We start from the raw sequence: 17,935 nt of genomic DNA on the forward strand, positions 1-17,935 counted from the left end.
CGCGGCATGTGTTATTGCTCGTCCAGAACAGCCAGTGCCAGCGCCATCGCTTCGAAATAGATGATCCGGCGCGGCTCCGTCTCCCAGATGCGGGGCTTCTTTGGCAGCTTCTGTTTCAGGGCCGGGTACCGCCGGGCGATCATCGCCGCTTCCTCGTAGATATTCCGATACGCATACCGGCGCGTCACCAGCAGGTCGAGCACATCCGCATCCGAGATCACCCGCGCCATCGCCGTCAGGATCAGGATATTGCGCGCGCTCTTGCGTCCAGCGGAATCCGGGTTCTGGCAGATCACAACGTCCGGCTCGTAGATCGCCATCCAGGTCCTGAGCACGCTCACCCCATCCCCCGGTGAGCGTGCCGCCTTGTGCGAGACCCGCCAGTCTTTCAGCGTCTTCCCCTGCAGGTACATCATGCAGGCAAGGTCCCGCCGGACGGCGACGGCCAGCATCCGCTGGCGCCTAGAACCGCTCACGGTCGACCGCGATCTCGTCGGCCAGACGTTCCGCCAGCGCCTCCAGCGTGGCGTTGCGGTTGAACGTGGCCGCATGTGTCGCCCTGGGATGGGGCAGGCGCTCCAGCCGCTCCGACAGCGTCTCGCGCAGGCTTGGCATCAGCGCGCTGAAATAGCTCTCGAAACTGCGCCCGAAGATCAGCGACAGCATGGAGATCTCCGTCAGTGTCGGTGCCCGCTGGCCGTCCTCCAGCTGACGGATGATCTTGGTGCTGCCGCCCAGAAGGTGGCCGCAATCGGCCTGGGTAAGCCCCGCCTTGCGCCGGGCGGCGCGCAAGTCGAGGCTGAAGTCGTGGTGCATGAAAAGGTGGTCTTAAACTGTTAAACCATCCTCATTCTACACCCCGACCAACCCCGCGGTACTGACCCTCATCGCCAGAATTTTGAAAACGGGTTTTGCCGGAAGCGCGCTCTGTCCCGGGAGGTGAGGCAGAGGCGAAACGGTGATCCGTTTCGCGTCGCCCCGGACAGAGCACACCGAGGCAAAACCCGTTTTCAAATTCCTTACAGGAGAAATTCTAGGCGATCCGACGCATCCCGCAAGGGACCCCGATCGGCAGATACTGCGCACTGTCACTGCGAGAAAGGCGGACGCCGGCCATTCTCTGCAAGCGCGAGAAACCAAGCCGAAACGGCGGAAGCGGACTTTCAAATCGGGCTGGCAAGCCCAAAACTGAACCGGCCTTTCGCCGCGCTGGTGCCGAACTGGGAAGACGCGGACAGAGCCGACTGTTGCTGATGCAGCGAGCGTGATTGCTGAAAGCCGCTACTGGTCTTCGCGCCTGCGGCGACGCGAGTTCGCCAGCGCAGCGAGTTTCCCCAGACCGGTCATTGGCGGGTGCCTTCCACTGCCGAATCCGTTGCCGTCGTTCGCTGCGCGGGTATCGAACTGGGAAGATGCGGACGAAGCACCATTTCGCTGCACCAACCCCAACGGCCGTTTTCTGCACATTGCGTTTGCAGCAAATAGCACCTCGGGCGGGTCCGGGCTTTCGCAGCAGGTGCATGCTGATTGGCGCAGATCGCCAACAGCCGGCATTCGGAGCGCGCCTCGAGCAATGAAATCGCTGCACCACCACATTTCGAGGTCTGAAAGCGCACTCGTTTCAGAGAGGTGCCGAAGCCAGACCGTTCAAACTGAGAAAGGCAAGGCGCAAGACAACCAGGGGCGCCTCAACTAACCTGGCTTCCAGCACACCCCGAGCACGGTCGCATCCGCCTCTCCGGTCGACACATATGCATGGCCCAGTGCGCTATCGAAATAGATGCTGTCGCCCTTTTTCAAGGTCACCGCGTCCCGGCCTTTCAGGTAGACCGTGACTTCCCCTTCGAGCACGTAAATGAATTCCTCACCGGGATGAGAGATATAGTCTTCGAAGATCGAAAAACTGTGCGCCTTTATGTGCCCCAGCATTGGAACCATGTGCTTGCCGGTCACGTCCGAAGCCAGCATGTCATAGTCATAGGTTGCCGAGCGGTGCACAGGCGCGTCGCCTTCGCGCGTCACGGCAACCGTCCCATGAGCAAAACCTTCGGCTTCGGCGTCGAACAGCTCGCCCACGTCGAGACCCAGCCCCTGCGCCAGCCGCATGAACCGGTCATAAGTCAGCGAAATCTCGCCCCGCTCCATCTTGGATATGGTCGAAATAGCAAGGCCAGTGCGCTCGGCCACTTCCTTCAAGGTCCACTTGCGCGCCTTCCTGATCTCGCGCACACGGGCGCCAAGATCGGTCTCGGTTGCAGTCGCACTAGGTTCGAGACTTTTCAGGATCGTGTGCATGGATTTTCCTATCGGAAAAAATTCTGTTTTCTTATCGGAAAATACTGTAACCTGTATTCGTCGAAAACAAAAACGATTCTGATGCAGGGACCGAAATTGCCGGATAAGCAACAGGACTATGACATCGCCGTTGTAGGTGCTGGCATTGCCGGCGCCTCGGTCGCAGCAGAACTTGCGGCGTCGGTGCGTGTTGTACTGATCGAACAGGAAAGCCAGCCGGGATATCACACCACGGGCAGGTCAGCTGCGGTCTATTCACCGATCTACGGGCCGCAACCGATCAGGGCGTTAACGCGCGCTTCGCTCGGGTTTTTCGAACACCCTCCTGAAGGGTTCGCGGATCATCCGCTGTTGTCTCCGATTAACGCGGCCTTTGTCGCCCGCGCGGATCAGACGGCGTCGCTGGATGCGATGGAGAAAGACCTTGCCGACGCGTCGACGGTTAAGCGCCTCGACGGGGCGGAACTGACCGAGCGTCTGCCATTGCTGCGGGTTGGATATGCCGCCGGAGCGATTTGGGACAATGGGACGTCCGAGATCGACGTGGCGGCACTGCACCAGGGGTATCTGCGCCGGTTCAAGGCCAGTGGTGGCACCGTTCTGACGAATGCGCCGGTGACCGGGCTGACACCAACCGCGGATGGCTGGCAGATCGCCACAAAGAAGGGCGAACTGACCGCGGGCATCGTGGTCAACGCGGCCGGTGCCTGGGCTGATGAGGTGGGAAAGATGGCCGGAGCCGAGCGCATAGGGCTGGTGCCAAAGCGCCGCACGGCCCTGATGATCGACCCGCCAGAGGGCGCCGATCTGGAGAACCTGCCGCTGGTCGTCGATGTCGACGAGCAGTTCTATCTCAAGCCGGATGCCGGCAAGCTGTTGATTTCCCCCGCCAACGAAGACCCTGAACCACCGTGCGATGTACAGCCCGACGAAATGGATATCGCAATCTGCGTTGACCGGATTGAACGTGCCTTCCAAGTTTCGGTGCGTCGCATCGAAAACCCCTGGGCGGGCCTGCGCAGCTTCGTGGCGGACAAATGTCCCGTTGCCGGGTTTTCCGGGCAAGTTGAGGGCTTCTACTGGCTGGCGGGACAGGGCGGATACGGCATTCAGTCCGCCCCCGGCCTCGCGCAATTCGCAGCCGCCGAAGTCATGGGGCAACCCATCCCGGCGCATATCCTGGCCGAAAGGCTTGACCCGGATACCATCCGGCCCGGACGGAAGGGAAGCGGCGCATGATGTTGCTTGTTCCTGTTATTCTCGTTGTGCTTCTCGCCTCGGGGCTGGGGCTAGCCTATGTGGTCGGCGGGACGGCGGTCATGTCGTTCATATTCACTGACAACGCGCGTTATCTTGCCATTCTCCCGCAGAAGGTCTTTTCGCAGATCAGCGTCTTCGCGCTTTTGTCGATGCCATTGTTCATCCTGGCCGGAGAACTGATGAACCGAGGCGGCGTGACCAAGGCGTTGATCGACGTGTCGATGGCGATTGTCGGGCGTATTCGCGGCGGGCTGGGACATGTGAATGTCATGACTTCCGTGTTCTTCGCCGGGATCAGCGGCTCGGCGGTGGCCGATGCTGCGTCACTGTCGAACACGTTGGTCCCCGCGATGGAACAACGCGGCTATACCCGTCTTTACGCCGGAGCGATCACGGCTGTTTCATCGATCATCGGGCCGATCGTGCCGCCTTCGATCGTCCTGATTTTCTACGGCGCGATCATGCAGACATCGGTTGCAGCGCTGTTCGTCGCCGGTATTCTGCCGGGCCTCTTACTGGCCGGTGCCCTGTTCGCATTGAATGGCTATTTCGCCTGGCGCGACGACCATCCACGTATCGAAAAGGGCGAGGCGCCGCCGGTTCTGCCCGCCATCGGACGCGCGCTGCCGGCATTGCTTCTGCCCATCATCATCGTGGGTGGCATCGTGCTGGGCTGGATGACCCCCACCGAAGCCGCCGCCGTGGCGGTGATCGTCGCTGCGCTGGCCGCGCTGTTCTATGAAGGGCTGAAAGCCGAGGACGTAGTCGAAAGCCTGCGCCGCACCGCGATGCTGACCGGGTCGATCTTTATCGTGCTGAGCGCGATTGCCGCCTTTGGCCATCTGGCCTCGCTTGAAAAGGTGCCGCAGGCAATCTCGGCGCTGATCACCGATCTGGGCTTGGGACCGGTTGGTTTCATGCTGGCGATGAACGTGTTGTTCATCCTAGCGGGTATGTTCCTCGATATCCCGATGGCGCTGGCCCTTCTAGTGCCGCTTATCGCCCCGGTGGCTCTGGCGAACGGGGCCGACCCGGTGCATCTGGGGATCGTGATCTGCTTCAACCTGACCATCGGGTTGGTCTCGCCGCCAATGGGGGGCTGCCTCTTGATTGTCTCGACGGTCACAGGCCTCAACTACTGGAGCCTGGCGCGTGCGGTAATTCCTTTCGTGATCGTGGAAATCCTTGTGCTGGGGGTTCTGGTCTTCGTTCCCGAGATCAGTCTCTTCCTGCCCCGGGCATTTGGTTTGTGGAACTGAACTTGAACACCCCAAAAAACTTGGGGCCAACGGAGGAGGACTTAAAATGTCATTCATGAAACTTATGGGCGCTGCGAGCGTTTCGCTGGCTTTCGCTTTCGCCGCACCGGCCACGGCCGAAGTCAAGATCGCGCTCGACTCGGCGAAAGACCTTGAGAACTCGGGCACATACGTCTGGGCGCACGCCTTTTCGGAATACCTGAACGCCAATGGCATGGAAGCCGTGGAATACGAGCGCGGCGCCCTCGGCGCCGAAGCAGAAAAGATGGACCAGGTGCAGCAGGGGCTGCTGGAAGTTTCAGTGTCTGACACCAAAGGCGTTGGCGCGCTCGATGGACACATCATTCCGTTGACGCTGCCCTATCTTTTCCCGGATTTTGCATCCGTGGATCGCGGACTAGAAAACGGGATGCTGGACAAGATCAACGCAGGCACCACGCCCCAGGGCGTCCGCGTGATCGCCGTAGCGGCGCTCGGTTCGGCTGCAGGTATCTTCAATACGAAAAAGCCCGTCAATTCGGCCGCCGACATGGCCGACTTGCGGATGCGCGCGCTGGATGAAAACCAGATCGGGGTCTACAAGCTTTGGGGCACCAACGGCACGATCGTGGCCTGGGACGAAGTGCCCAACGCGCTTCAGACAGGAATTGCGGACGGCTACCTCAATCCGCCGATGGTTCCGCTGATGTTCGGTCACACCGGCTTTATCAAGTACTTCACCGACGCAAAGGTTGGCCTCGGCACCCGCACGGTTATCGTCTCGGAAGACTGGTATCAGGGTCTGTCGGCGGACGAGCAGAAGATCGTGATGGACGCGGCAGCGGCGGCCACCAAGGCCAACCGCGAATGGCTTGCCACTCGCTCGGCCGAGCTGGACAAGCTGCGTGACGCGGGCATCGAAGTGACCACGCTGACGCCAGAGGCATGGAACGAGTTCAGAGCGCTCAGCGAGCCGCTGCACAACATGGTGCCGCTGCCGGAAGGCGCTCTTGACGCCTGGAAAACCGCGAGCGGGATGTGATCTGATGCGCGCGGCGTTTTCCTGGCTGGACCGTTTCTCGGCATTCCTGAACCGAATTGCGCTTTGGGGTGCGGTTCTGGCAGTGACGGCACTTGTTGTCATCGCCTTTTGGCAGGCCGCCGCGCGCTATATTCTCGACCAACCACCGGCCTGGACCGAGGAGCTTGCACGCTACCTCATGGTCTGGGCCGGGCTCCTGGGGGCATCCTGCGCCTTTCGGATTCATGCCGATCCATCCCTGTTTCCGGCCGCGCGCGAGCGGACGGACAAGGTCGGGCGCATCTACGCCGCCATCCGGGCGGCGGGCGCCTTTGTCTTAATCGCGCCGATTCTGTGGTACTGCTTTATTGGGGTGAACGGTAAGTTCTCGTCAGGCTATGTTGCCCGCAATGCCAGGGTCTCCGCCGAGACACTGGACGTGCCGATGTCGGTCTTTGCCCTGGCCATTCCCGTCGGGTTCGGCCTGATCATGATCCATCTCATCGCCCACCTGGCTACGGCTCTGACGAACAAGGAAACGCAATGACGGCCCCGGGGGTCCGACGCAGCGTTCAACGTCAACCCGTGTTCACGCCGCCGATTGTCCTTTTGACGGACCTGTTTGCGAGACCCCTGATATGAAACTCATGATTGCGTCTCTGGTCACGGAAACCAACAGCTTTTCACCGATCCCGACCGGTCGCCTTGCGTTTGAAACCGGGCTTCTCACCCGCGAGGGCAGCCGGGCAGAGCCACGGATGCACAACGTGTCCCTGCATGTTTGGTGCCGCATGGGCGAAGAGCGCGGCTGGGACATCGCGGAAAGCCTGACCGCCGCAGCGCAGCCGGCGGGGCTGACCACGCGTACCGTGTTTGAGGCGTTTCGTGACGAGATCCTGCGCGATCTGGAAACCCACAGGCCCGACATCTTTCTGATCAACATGCATGGCGCGATGATGGCCGACGGCTATGACGATTGCGAAGGCGATTTGACAGCACGCGCCCGCGCCATCCTAGGACCGGACAAGGTGATCGGGCTTGAACTTGACCCGCACAATCACCTGACCGACGCGATGCTCGACAACGCCACGCTGATCGTCAATTACAAGGAATACCCCCATATCGACCCGGCGGATCGGGCGGTCGAGCTGTTTGAAATGGCCGCAGATGCGGCCCAGGGTAAAACGCGCCCGGTGATGCGCGCGCATGATTGCCGGATGCTGACGATCATCCGGACCTTGATGGAGCCGGGCAAGAGCTTTGTGCAATCCATGAAAGACGCCGAGGGGCACGATGGCGTTTTGTCGGTATCGTTGACGCATGGCTTTCCCTGGGGGGACGTGGCCGACGTTGGCGCCAAGACGCTGGCGATCACCGATGGCGATGCGGAAAAGGCAGCCCGCGTGGCCGAGGAATTCGCAGCTAAGCTCTGGGACATCCGCGACGGCTTGCGGGCAGACTATCCCAACATCCCGACCGCGCTCGACATGGCCGAGGCGGCGACAGAATTTCCGGTCACACTGGCCGATATGGGCGACAATGCGGGGGGCGGCGCGCCCTCGGATTCCACATACTTTCTGCAGGAAATCCTGCGACGTGGCATCAAGGATATTGCTTTGGCGCCGTTTTGGGACCCGGTCTTGGTCACTATGTGTCAGGACGCGGGCGTTGGGGCGCGGATGCGCGTGCGCATCGGTGGAAAAATCTGCGCTGAATCCGGGGCCGCAATGGACCTGGAGGTGACAGTGCGCGGCATTCGCGAAAACATGAGCCAGACGGTCGCCGAGGCGTCGATCTCACTTGGAACTGGTGTTTGGCTGGAGGCGGATGGGGTTCACCTGATCCTGTCCTCGAAGCGCACACAATGCTTCTCGCCGTCTGTGTTAGAAGACCTTGGGCTCGACATATCGACCTTGCGTTTCATGGTGCCAAAATCCACGAACCACTTTTATCAGAACTTCGCCCGTGTCAGCGCGCAGGTGATCCATGTCGGATCGCCCGGTACCGTGACGCCGGACATGACCATCATTCCCTTTACCAAGCGCGACGGGACCTTCTGGCCAAAGGTCGAAAACCCTTCGCCTGACCTGAAACACGAGATGATCGAGGAGAGAACCTCATGAAGCTACTGATCGCCTGCCTCGCGACCGAAACAAACACGTTTTCACCGATGCCAACCGGGCAGCTGGCATTCGAGTCCGTAATGGTTACGCGCGAGGCCACCAAATCTACGGCGAACCTGTTTACCGCCCCGCTGCACGAATGGCGACGCATGGCCGAAGAGCGCGGCTGGGAAGTCGTTGAAAGCCTGTCCGCTGCCGCACAGCCCGCGGGATCGACCGTGCGCGCGGTCTATGAAAGTTATCGCGACGAAATCCTTGCCGATATTGAAAAGCACCAGCCCGATGTCCTGTTGATGTCGATGCATGGGGCGATGGTTGCCGATGGCTATGACGACTGCGAAGGCGATATGATGAGCCGCGCCCGCGTGATCATGGGGCTGGACAAGGTGATCGGGCTCGAGCTTGACCCGCACAACCACCTGACCCAGACGATGCTCGACAACGCCACGCTGATCATCAACTACAAGGAATACCCGCATGTCGACGCGCCCGAGCGCGCACGCGAGTTGTTCGCCATGGCCGCGGATGCCGCCGAGGGAAGGACACGGCCGGTGATGCGCGCGCATGACTGCCGGATGCTGACGATCATCGAGACGATGAAAGAGCCGGCCAAGACCTATGTGCAGGCGATGAAGGACGCCGAGGGCAAGGACGGCATCCTGTCGGTGTCGCTGACCCATGGCTTCCCCTGGGCCGATGTCGCCGATGTGGGCGCCAAGACGCTGGTGATCGCGGATGGAAATGCTGACAAGGCGGCCAGCACGGCCAAGGATTTTGCCGGCAAGCTGTGGGATATCCGCGAAGGCCTGCGGATGAACTACCCCGATATTTCGGAAGCGTTGGATATCGTCGCCGCTGCGAACCAGGGCCCGATCACGCTTGCCGACATGGGGGACAACGCAGGCGGTGGTGCGCCCGCGGATTCGACCTTCTTCCTGCAGGAAATTCTGAAGCGCGGCATGACGGATATCGCCCACGGCATCTTCTGGGATCCGGTGTTGGTGACCATGTGCCAGGACGCCGGAGTCGGCGCACGGATGCGGGTGCGCCTGGGCGGCAAGATCTGCAAGGAATCCGGCGACGCGGTGGATCTGGACGTGACCGTGCGCGCCATCCGCGAGAACATGACCCAGAAACTGGGCGAGAGCGACATGCCGATGGGGACCGGCGTCTGGCTGGATGCCGACGGTGTGCACCTTGTCGTCTCGTCGGTGCGCACCCAGAACTTCTCGCCCTCGGTCTATACCGATCTCGCTATCGACATCAACGAGATGCGCGCCCTGATCCCGAAATCCACCAATCACTTCTACCAGAATTTCGAGCGCATCAGTCCGCAGGTGATCCATGTGCGCTCGCCCGGTACGGTGACGCCCGATATGACCATCATTCCCTTTACCAAACGCGACGGCAATTTCTGGCCCAAGGTCGAAAACCCGTTCAACTGAAGGAAAGCACCATGACTGTAAACCGCATCGGCACACCCCCCGTCCTTCCCAATGGCGCCAGGGTGCCGCTTGTTCCTGCAACCTGCGTCGGCGATCTGATTTTCTGCTCAGGTGCCCTGGGCGTGGATGCCGACTTCAAACTGGTCGAAGGCGGCGTCGGGGCGCAGACTCGTCAGGCAATCGCCAATCTACAGGCCGTTCTGGCCCAAGCGGGTGCCACGCTAGCCGATGTCGCCAAGACAACTGTCTGGCTGACGGATCTGGCCAATTTCGCGGAATTCAACGCGGCCTATGCCGAAGCGTTCGGAGACGCCTTCCCCGCGCGTTCGACAGTGACTTCGGCCCTGGCTATCCCCGGCGCATTGGTCGAAATCGAAGCCGTCGCCGCGATTCCAGAGACCGACAAGAAAAACTGACCGATGTGGAATTCGGTTTGCGAGGCAATTTCAGCGCAACTTGGCGATGACCGCATCGTCAAGCCCGAAGACGCGGAGGGGCGTCTGCTCTCGGTCACCGGAGAGGCAATGCCGCCTGTCCCCATATTGCGTCCGCGCGATACCGAGGAACTGGCCAAGGCCCTGGGAATCTGCTCGGTCCACAAGACGCCTGTCATCCCGATGGGCGGCAGCACGGGGCTGGTCGGCGGCCTTCGCCATACGGGCAAGGAATTGTACCTGTCGCTGGAACTGATGAACCGGATCGAAAGCATCGATCCCGTCAACCGCGTGGCAACGGTTCAAGCCGGTGTCATTCTGCAAAACCTGCACCAGGCCGCGGAAGATGTGGGCCTCTTGTTCCCGGTTGACCTTGGCGCGCGCGGAAGCGCCACGATTGGCGGGTTGATCTCGACCAATGCCGGGGGTGAAAAGGCGTTTCGCTTTGGCATGATGCGCGATCAGGTCCTGGGATTGGAGGTTGTTACGGCCTCGGGACAAATCCTCGATCTGTCCAACTCGATGATCAAGAACAATGCCGGCTATGACTTGAAGCATCTGTTCATCGGAGCCGAAGGGACGCTGGGCATCGTCACACGCGTTCAGTTGCGCCTGCGCCCGCAGTTGCCGAACGTCCACACTGCCTTTGCGCTGATTTCGGATTTTTCCGCTGCGCTCGAACTGCGGAGCAAGGTCGAAACCGCGTTGGGCAATGATCTGACAGCGTTCGAGGTGATGTGGCCCGAGGTCTATGAAATGACCACCCGCCACAGGTCAGGCCGGCTGCCGCTGCCGGTCGCAAACGGGATATATCTATTGTTTGAGAGCGAGGCGGGAACCGCACGCGACCCGGAAGCATTCGAAAACGCGATGGTCGCGCTTTATGAAGATGGTCTTGTCGAGGATATGGCCATTGCCGCATCCGAAGCGGACCGTCAGGATATGTGGGCGATCCGGAACGATATCGAAGCCATCATTCGCACCATGTCGCCCCTACTGGCCTTTGATGTTTCCTTGCCGGTTTCGAGCATGGAATCCTATGTGAATACCCTGAACGACGAACTGACCGCAAAGTGGCCGGAAGCCCGGTTTGCCCGGTTCGGGCATATGGGTGACAACAACCTGCATATCGTCGTGACCATCGGTCAGGACACGATGCTGAGAAAGGACGAGATCAGCGCCATCGTGTATGAACACGTCATTGCGATGAAAGGATGCATCTCGGCTGAGCACGGCATAGGGATGGACAAGTTACCCTGGTTCGAAATGGGGAAAACCTCATCCGCCATTGCCCTCATGCAGACTATCCGCACCGCGCTGGATCCGAACAATATCCTGAACCCGGGCAAGACGATTGGAGCAGTCGGATGAGATTGCTCAGAATGGTACTTTGGAACCTTGAGAAACGGAGACACACGGTCAAGGCTTGACCCGATCTCAAGCCGTGGATGAACCTTCCGGTTCGTCGAATTGCTATCACGGAACTTGTGACGTGATACGGCTGCGAAAGGAACGCACTAATGAACGAGCAACTCTCCGAAAAACGCCTAGAGATGACGCTGGAGGATCGGCTGCATCAGGAGGAGGGCTGGGTTTACATGACCGGCATGCAGGCTCTGGTGCGGTTGCCGATCCAGCAGCGCAAGCGCGACATGGCGGCGGGGCTGAACACCGGCGGATACATCTCGGGCTATCGCGGCTCGCCCGTCGGCACCTATGACATGAACCTGTGGCAGGCCAAGGCGGCGCTTGACGCGCACAACATCGTCTTTCAGCCGGGGTTGAACGAGGACATGGCCGCCACCGCGACCTGGGGAGCGCAGATGGTCGGGCTGTTCCCGGGCGCCAGGGTCGATGGCGTCTTTTCGATCTGGTATGGCAAGGCGCCGGGGCTGGACCGGTCGATGGACCCGATCCGCCATGCGAACCTGGCGGGCACCAACCCCAAGGGCGGCACGCTGCTGCTGGTGGGGGATGACCATGGGGCCAAGTCCTCGACGTTGGCCTGTTACTCGGACCTCAGCTTTGCCTCGCTGGGCGCGCCGCTGCTGGCGCCGGCCAATGCGCAGGACGTGCTGGACATGGGCCTGCATGGCATCGCCATGAGTCGGTTCGCCTCGACCCTGGTCGGCCTGAAACTGGTCACCGACGTGGTCGAGGGCGGCGGTTCGGTGCATATCGCCCCGGACAGCCCCAAGATCGTCCTGCCGGACAGCGATGGCCCGGACACCGCGATCAAGCCCTTCACCCCGTTTCTCGAGCAGGAACGGCTGTTATGGGACGTGAAGCTGAAGAAGGTGCTGGCCTATGCGCGTGCCAACGGCCTGAACCGGATCAGCGGCGCGAAAGATGCCCGCATCGGCATCGTCGCCGCCGGGAAATCCTGGCAGGACCTGAACCAGTCGCTGGCGGGTCTGGGTTATCGCGACGGCCAGTTGGGCAACCTGCCCGCGCGGCTTATGAAAGTGGGCATGGTCTGGCCGCTGGACGACGTCGCGATCCGCGCGTTTGCCCGCGGACTCGACACCCTGATCGTGGTCGAGGAAAAGCGCCCGCTGCTGGAAGACCAGATCCGCGCGATCCTCTACGGCACGGACCAGGCCCCGCGCATCGTCGGCAAGACCTTTGCCGGCCAGGTCTTTGCATCCGATGCTGGCGACTGTGCCTTCCCGAATTTTGGCGAGGTCGACCCGAACATGATCACGCGGGTGATCGTGCGGGTTGCCAACGAAACCGATGCCGATGCCGGCCTGTCGCTGTCCAACCAGCCGGAAAAACCCCCTACCCTGGGGGCGCGCGCGGTGCGAATGCCGTCCTTATGCGCGGGTTGCCCGCACGGCCGCTCTACCCAGGTGATCGCGGGCAGCCGGGCGCTGGCCGGAATCGGTTGCCACGGCATGGCGATGCTGCGCGATCCCATGACGACGAACTCGATGAGCCACATGGGCGGCGAAGGCGTGATGTGGCTGGGCCAGTTCCCGTTCACCGATGAAAAACACGTCTTTACCAACATGGGCGACGGCACCTATTTCCATTCCGGCTTGATGGCGATCCGCGCCGCCATCGCGGCGGGCGCTCCGATCACCTACAAGCTGTTGCACAACGGCTTCGTTTCGATGACGGGAGGTCAGCCGCATGACGGCGAGATCACGCCGGAAATGATGGTAGCTCAACTCAAAGCCGAAGGCGTGGAGCGCATCGCGCTGGTGACCGATGAAACCGACAAGTTCGAAGGCAAGCCTTTCATCGGCGGCGGCGTCACGCTACACCCGCGCAACCAACTGGAACTGGTGCAGAGGGAGCTGCGCGAGTTACCGGGCGTCACCGTGCTGATCTATGACCAGCCCTGCGCCACCGAACGCCGCCGCCTGCGCAAGCGCGGCAAGTGGGTCGATCCCGACAAGCGGGTCTTCATCAACCCCGAGGTTTGCGAGGGCTGCGGCGACTGCTCGACCGTGTCGGGCTGTATGGCCATCGAACCGCTGGAGACCGCGTTCGGCCGGAAGCGGATGATCAACCAATCCTCCTGCAACAAAGATTTCTCCTGCGTCGAAGGGTTCTGCCCCTCATTCGTGACGATCAGCGGCGCGCGGCCCCGCAAGGCCAAGGCCGCCGACACGGAAATCGACGTCAGCCACCTGCCCGCAGCGACACCCCGTGCCATCGACGGATCGTGGTCGATCCTGGTCTCAGGGATTGGTGGCGCCGGTGTGGTGACCGTGGGCCAGACGCTCGCCGTGGCCGCGCATGCCGACGGGTACTACGCCTCAAACCTCGATATCACAGGGCTGGCCCAGAAATACGGCGCGGTGCACAGCCATATCAAGATCGCGCTGTCGCCAGAAGACATGCGCGCCACCCGGATCGCGGCAGGTGAGGCTGACGCGCTGATCGGCTGCGACCTCGTGGTGGCGGCCGGGGACGAAGCATTGTCGAAGCTGACCCCCGGCAAGTCGGTCGCGGTAACCGACATCACCGTGGTTCCGACCTCCGAGTTCTCCAAGAACCCCGATTGGCGGCTGAACGGCTCCGAGCAGGTCGAGCGGCTGACCCGAGCCCTGGGTGACGGCGTGCGCAGCATGGATGCCCAGCAGCTGGCGGAAAAGGTCATGGGTGACCGGGTCTTTGCCAACATGCTGCTGATGGGCGCGTCCTGGCAGCAGGGCGGTATCCCGTTGTCGCTGGAGGCCGTCCACCGCGCCATCGAATTGAACGGTGTTGCGGTCGATAAGAACAAGCGCGCCTTCGATCTGGGCCGGCTGGCGTTGGCCGAGCCGGAGGCGGCGGCAAAACTCGCTGGCGACGCCGCGCCTATCCTGCTGGAGAGCCATCGCAAGCCCCCGCTGGAAGAGGTGATTGCCACCCGCGTGACTGAGCTGACTGCCTACAAGGATGCAGCCTTCGCCTCCCGCTACACCGGCATGCTGGACCGAGTCGCCAAGACGGGCCTGAACGAGGCCGCGCAACGCGCCGTCGCGCGCGGCTATTTCAAGCTGATGGCGGTCAAGGACGAATGGGAAGTGGCACGGCTCTATTGCAAGCCGGAGTTCCGTGCGCAGCTCGAAGAGGCCTTCGAAGGCGACCTGAACCTGACCTTCTATTTTGGTGCCTGGCCCTATGGCGGTGTCGATCCGAAGACGGGAAAGCACGTCAAGGGCGCGGTCAAGGGCAAAACGGCAATGCGCTTCTTCGGCCTGATGAACCTGTTCCGGGGACTGAGCGGCACGCGTCTTGATCCGTTCCGCAACAGCGCCGAGGCAAAACTCGCCCGCAAACTCCTGTCCAAATACGAGGCCGATATCGACTTCGCACTGGCCAACTGGTCGGATGCCACCGCTGATACGCTGACCGAACTGCTGAACCTGCCCGAACATATCCGAGGCTATGGCCATGTACGCGAACGCCACGCCGAAGCTGCCGACAAACGCCGCGCCGCGCTCAAGGCGGCAGTCACCAACCCCACCGCCAACGCGGCGTGACCAGAACACGGTATGAAACCGAGGTCGGACAAGGTCACACCCGGCAAGACAAACATCGGTGCGCGGGTGTTGCGGTCGGCTACCGGCACCCAACCGGAAGAGTTCGGCCACTGGCAGCGTCAGACAGATCGGCTGGGAGAAGTTGCGCATGCGCGCACGAGCGGCATTTGCAGCATCTGGCGCAAGCGAGGAGGCACGAGCCTATGATCTGGATCGCCCTGCACTATGCCTTGGTACTTGCCTGCGCGGCGCGCGTTCTTCTGCGGCCGCACCGTGACCCGTCTGCGCGCGTCGCATGGTTGGCGGTGCTTTTCGCGCTGCCGGTCGCGGGCGTTGTCGCCTACCTGCTCCTTGGCGAAACGAGCATTGGCCGAAAGCGTGTAGAGCGACTGAGACAAATTCTTCGGGAGCTTCCGAAGCCACCGGGACCCGAACCGGCGCAAAACGAGGTTCTCGCGACCCCTGTCCCGGACCGATACGCGCAGCTATTCAACATTGGCTGCTCGATCAGCGGATACGACCCTGTTGGCGGAAACCGGGCCAGGTTGATGAAAGATTCCGATGCTGCGATCGACGAGATGATCGCCGATATCGATGGGGCTCAGGACCACGTCCATCTGATGTTCTACATCTGGCTACCCGACGGTAACGGCGGCAAGATGGTCGAGACTCTGAAGCGCGCGGCTGCGCGCGGTGTGACTTGCCGCGCCATGGTCGACGATCTCGGCTCGCGGGACCTGATCCGAAGTCCGCATTGGAAGGCGATGGGCGATGCCGGCGTGAAGCTGGCCCGTGCCTTGAAGATCGGCAATCCGCTCTGGCGGGTTTTCGACGGCCGGGTCGATCTTAGGGATCATCGCAAGATCCTCGTGATCGACAACCGCGTCACCTATTGCGGCAGCCAGAACTGCGCCGACCCTGCCTTTCTTCCCAAGGCGAAATACGCGCCTTGGGTTGATGCGGTCATGCGGTTCGAGGGGCCGGTGGTGCGACAGGCGCAGCACCTCTTCGCAAGCGACTGGATGGCCAACTTCGACGAGGACATTAGCGATGTCCTCGACGCGCCGTTGGGCCCGCAAACGCCTGGTTTCACGGCACAGGTGGTGGCGACGGGGCCGACGGTACGAAATTCTGCGATGCCCGAGATGTTCGAGAGCATCATGTACACGGCACGGCGAGAGCTTGTGATCACGACGCCCTACTACGTGCCGACCGAGGCAATACAGGCGGCTCTCTGTGCCGCGGGCAACCGGGGTGTCGATGTGACCATCGTGTTCCCGGCACGCAACGACGATTTCGCAGTCGGCGCGACGAGCCGGTCGTATTACGAGGATCTGCTGACCGCGGGCGTAAAGATCTACGAATTTCAACCCGGCCTTCTGCACACGAAATCCATGACCGTGGACGGCGAGATAGCGCTGATCGGGTCGGCGAACATGGACCGGCGCAGCTTCGAGCTGAACTACGAGAACAACATCCTTTTCCATGACGCCAAGCTGACCGCAGACATGCGTGCGCGCCAGAAGCTATACATAGCCGAAAGCAGGGCGGTCACTCTGGAGCAGGTACAGGGCTGGCCTTGGCACGAGCGGCTTTGGAACAACGCTTTGGCAACCGTCGGGCCCGTTCTTTGACCACCGACCCCTATCTGCCGCGGGTTGAAAGATCAGGTCACCGATCTGCAACGCAAAGCTTCCGTCAGGCATCGGAAACTGAGCGGTCTGGAAATCATCTGCTTGGCGGACATGATCTACATCCGTTGGTTTTGTGAGAACAAATTGGCCTGCCACGCTCCTCAATCTTAATCTCAGCGCCGGTCGCCTTCGCCTGCTTGGATTGAGCCAAGATCAGGAAGGCTCGTGCAGCAGTATTGCAGATCGAGGCAAGGGAATAATCGTGTCCTATTTGCTGTGACAGGGGCGTGGAAATCCATCGGGGCTCGCAGGGAGAATGTATCAGGCGGTCCCTAGAAGCCGGATAAACGTCAGCAAGCTTGACCACCGAGCCATGTCCAACCATGCCGTTGCAAACAGGCGGCGTCCTTATACGTCTTCAAATAACAGATCCAATCACAGCTTCGACCGAAACTCGGTAGGTGTGACACCGGTCCATCTCTTGAATGCTCGAAAGAAACTTGCAGCGTTGGAAAACCCGAGCATTTCGGCAATTTCCTCGTTCCTGGTGGATTGCTCGCTGCCAAGGATCTCTAGTGCCTTCTGTTTTCGAGCATTGTCTCGAGTCTTCTGGAACGACGTCCCCAGCCAAGTGAAGGTGCGTTGCAAGCTCTTTGGATGCACATCGAGGCGATAGGCAAGCTCCTTCATGCCAAATGATCCTTCGCCGATACCGTTGCGACAAGCGATTTCCAACCAAGCCATTATGGCCTCGCGTCGGGATGCATCATCGAACTCTCCGCGCCTGGTCGGTGGGATTTTCCAGTTCAATTCCAGTGGCAGCTGTAACCATTCCGTGGGGAATCGGATCTTTACGCCGTTCCACTTTTGTTTCACGATCGAAGGCTTTGGTACAAGGTCTGGTGGAATGCCGGCGTCTTCCTGCACTACGATCAAGATCCGCGAGCAGTCGAACTCTTGGGCGACCGCCAATCTCAGCAAGGTTACCCAAGTACTCGCAAGTGCGGCATCGGCCTGAATGATCGATGCCGAAGGGTGAAAGGTTCTCTTGCCCCAGATCACGGTGGACTCTGCATTAATCTGAAGGGAATAGCGGATATTGCTGATCTGCCGATCGATTTCGACGATTGCACGAGGAAGAAACTCGGCCAGCGTGCGCGATGCTTTGAAGCTTTCTCGAACAAAAACAGGACCAGCCTCGACGAACATCGCTGCGGCGCGGGCCGAGAAGTAGGGATCACCGAGCGCATCAGCCATTTCCTGCTCCGCACGATAAAGTGCATTGCCTGTAATGAGTGTCGCGGGGTCCGAGAGGTCGAAGCTTTCGAGGTGAGCGGCCCTGAGCACTCGATCGGTGTTACCGCCCAGCCGCTCGAAAAGTTCAAGAAGCGGCTGAAGCTGCAGTGCTCGGTTGAAGGCGATCCCATCATTAATCATTCGGCTGTCCTCTGTCTGAACACTCCGCCCGGTGATTTGCAAGCACTTGCATTGCCTCTTTGTACTTAT

Annotated in this window: 14 protein-coding genes; 10 read left to right on the forward strand and 4 right to left on the reverse strand. The window is 60.9% G+C overall.

Translation table 11 applies throughout. The features are described from left to right. Positions 1–11: 11 nt before the first annotated feature. The 3 genes from ACFORG_RS17840 to ACFORG_RS17850 form a co-directional block, all read right to left on the reverse strand. A complete protein-coding gene (locus ACFORG_RS17840; protein WP_386736891.1) occupies positions 12–452 on the reverse strand; it encodes a hypothetical protein in 441 nt (146 codons plus the stop codon). A gap of 10 nt (positions 453–462) precedes the next feature. Continuing rightward, positions 463–816: a helix-turn-helix domain-containing protein gene (locus ACFORG_RS17845; protein ID WP_386736892.1), complete on the reverse strand. Its 354-nt coding sequence runs from the start codon at positions 814–816 to the stop codon at positions 463–465. 876 nt (positions 817–1,692) lie between these two features. After that, entirely contained in the window at positions 1,693–2,295 is a 603-nt protein-coding gene (locus ACFORG_RS17850) for a helix-turn-helix domain-containing protein (protein ID WP_386736893.1), read from the reverse strand. A gap of 96 nt (positions 2,296–2,391) precedes the next feature. On the opposite strand from ACFORG_RS17850, the gene ACFORG_RS17855 reads away from it, so the two are divergent. From ACFORG_RS17855 to cls, 10 genes are all read left to right on the forward strand, one after another. Further along, positions 2,392–3,534: an NAD(P)/FAD-dependent oxidoreductase gene (locus ACFORG_RS17855; RefSeq protein WP_386736894.1), complete on the forward strand. Its 1,143-nt coding sequence runs from the start codon at positions 2,392–2,394 to the stop codon at positions 3,532–3,534. After that, complete coding sequence (locus ACFORG_RS17860; RefSeq protein WP_386736895.1) at positions 3,531–4,814, forward strand: TRAP transporter large permease; 1,284 nt, start codon at positions 3,531–3,533, stop codon at positions 4,812–4,814. The genes ACFORG_RS17855 and ACFORG_RS17860 overlap by 4 nt, the downstream gene beginning before the upstream one ends. Positions 4,815–4,860: 46 nt before the next feature. Then, entirely contained in the window at positions 4,861–5,835 is a 975-nt protein-coding gene (locus tag ACFORG_RS17865) for a TRAP transporter substrate-binding protein (RefSeq protein ID WP_386736896.1), read from the forward strand. A 4-nt stretch (positions 5,836–5,839) separates the two neighbouring features. Next, the gene (locus ACFORG_RS17870; protein ID WP_386736897.1) at positions 5,840–6,361 is read left to right on the forward strand and encodes a TRAP transporter small permease; all 522 of its coding nucleotides are present in this window, start codon (positions 5,840–5,842) and stop codon (positions 6,359–6,361) included. Positions 6,362–6,452: 91 nt separating this feature from the next. Further along, a complete protein-coding gene (locus ACFORG_RS17875) occupies positions 6,453–7,937 on the forward strand; it encodes a M81 family metallopeptidase (protein WP_386736899.1) in 1,485 nt (494 codons plus the stop codon). After that, entirely contained in the window at positions 7,934–9,382 is a 1,449-nt protein-coding gene (locus ACFORG_RS17880; protein WP_386736900.1) for a M81 family metallopeptidase, read from the forward strand. Before ACFORG_RS17875 ends, ACFORG_RS17880 begins: the two co-directional genes overlap by 4 nt. Positions 9,383–9,393: 11 nt before the next feature. Further along, on the forward strand, positions 9,394–9,798 hold the full coding sequence (locus ACFORG_RS17885; protein WP_386736901.1) for a RidA family protein: 405 nt from the start codon (positions 9,394–9,396) through the stop codon (positions 9,796–9,798). A gap of 3 nt (positions 9,799–9,801) precedes the next feature. Beyond that, on the forward strand, positions 9,802–11,187 hold the full coding sequence (locus tag ACFORG_RS17890; RefSeq protein ID WP_386736902.1) for an FAD-binding oxidoreductase: 1,386 nt from the start codon (positions 9,802–9,804) through the stop codon (positions 11,185–11,187). Positions 11,188–11,336: 149 nt separating this feature from the next. Then, a complete protein-coding gene (locus ACFORG_RS17895; RefSeq protein ID WP_386736903.1) occupies positions 11,337–14,795 on the forward strand; it encodes an indolepyruvate ferredoxin oxidoreductase family protein in 3,459 nt (1,152 codons plus the stop codon). A 203-nt stretch (positions 14,796–14,998) separates the two neighbouring features. Further along, positions 14,999–16,429 carry a cardiolipin synthase gene (gene cls, locus ACFORG_RS17900; protein WP_386736904.1) on the forward strand — a complete coding sequence of 477 codons (1,431 nt, stop codon included), beginning with the start codon at positions 14,999–15,001 and terminating at the stop codon, positions 16,427–16,429. Positions 16,430–16,864: 435 nt separating this feature from the next. Here the strand turns inward: cls and ACFORG_RS17905 are convergent, their stop codons facing one another. Then, positions 16,865–17,866, reverse strand: coding sequence for an AraC family transcriptional regulator (locus tag ACFORG_RS17905; RefSeq protein WP_386736905.1), 1,002 nt, complete (start codon positions 17,864–17,866; stop codon positions 16,865–16,867). Positions 17,867–17,935 lie beyond the last annotated feature (69 nt).

This window comes from Lutimaribacter marinistellae (assembly GCF_042648365.1).
In the GTDB taxonomy this organism is placed as follows: Bacteria; Pseudomonadota; Alphaproteobacteria; order Rhodobacterales; family Rhodobacteraceae; genus Lutimaribacter_A; species Lutimaribacter_A marinistellae.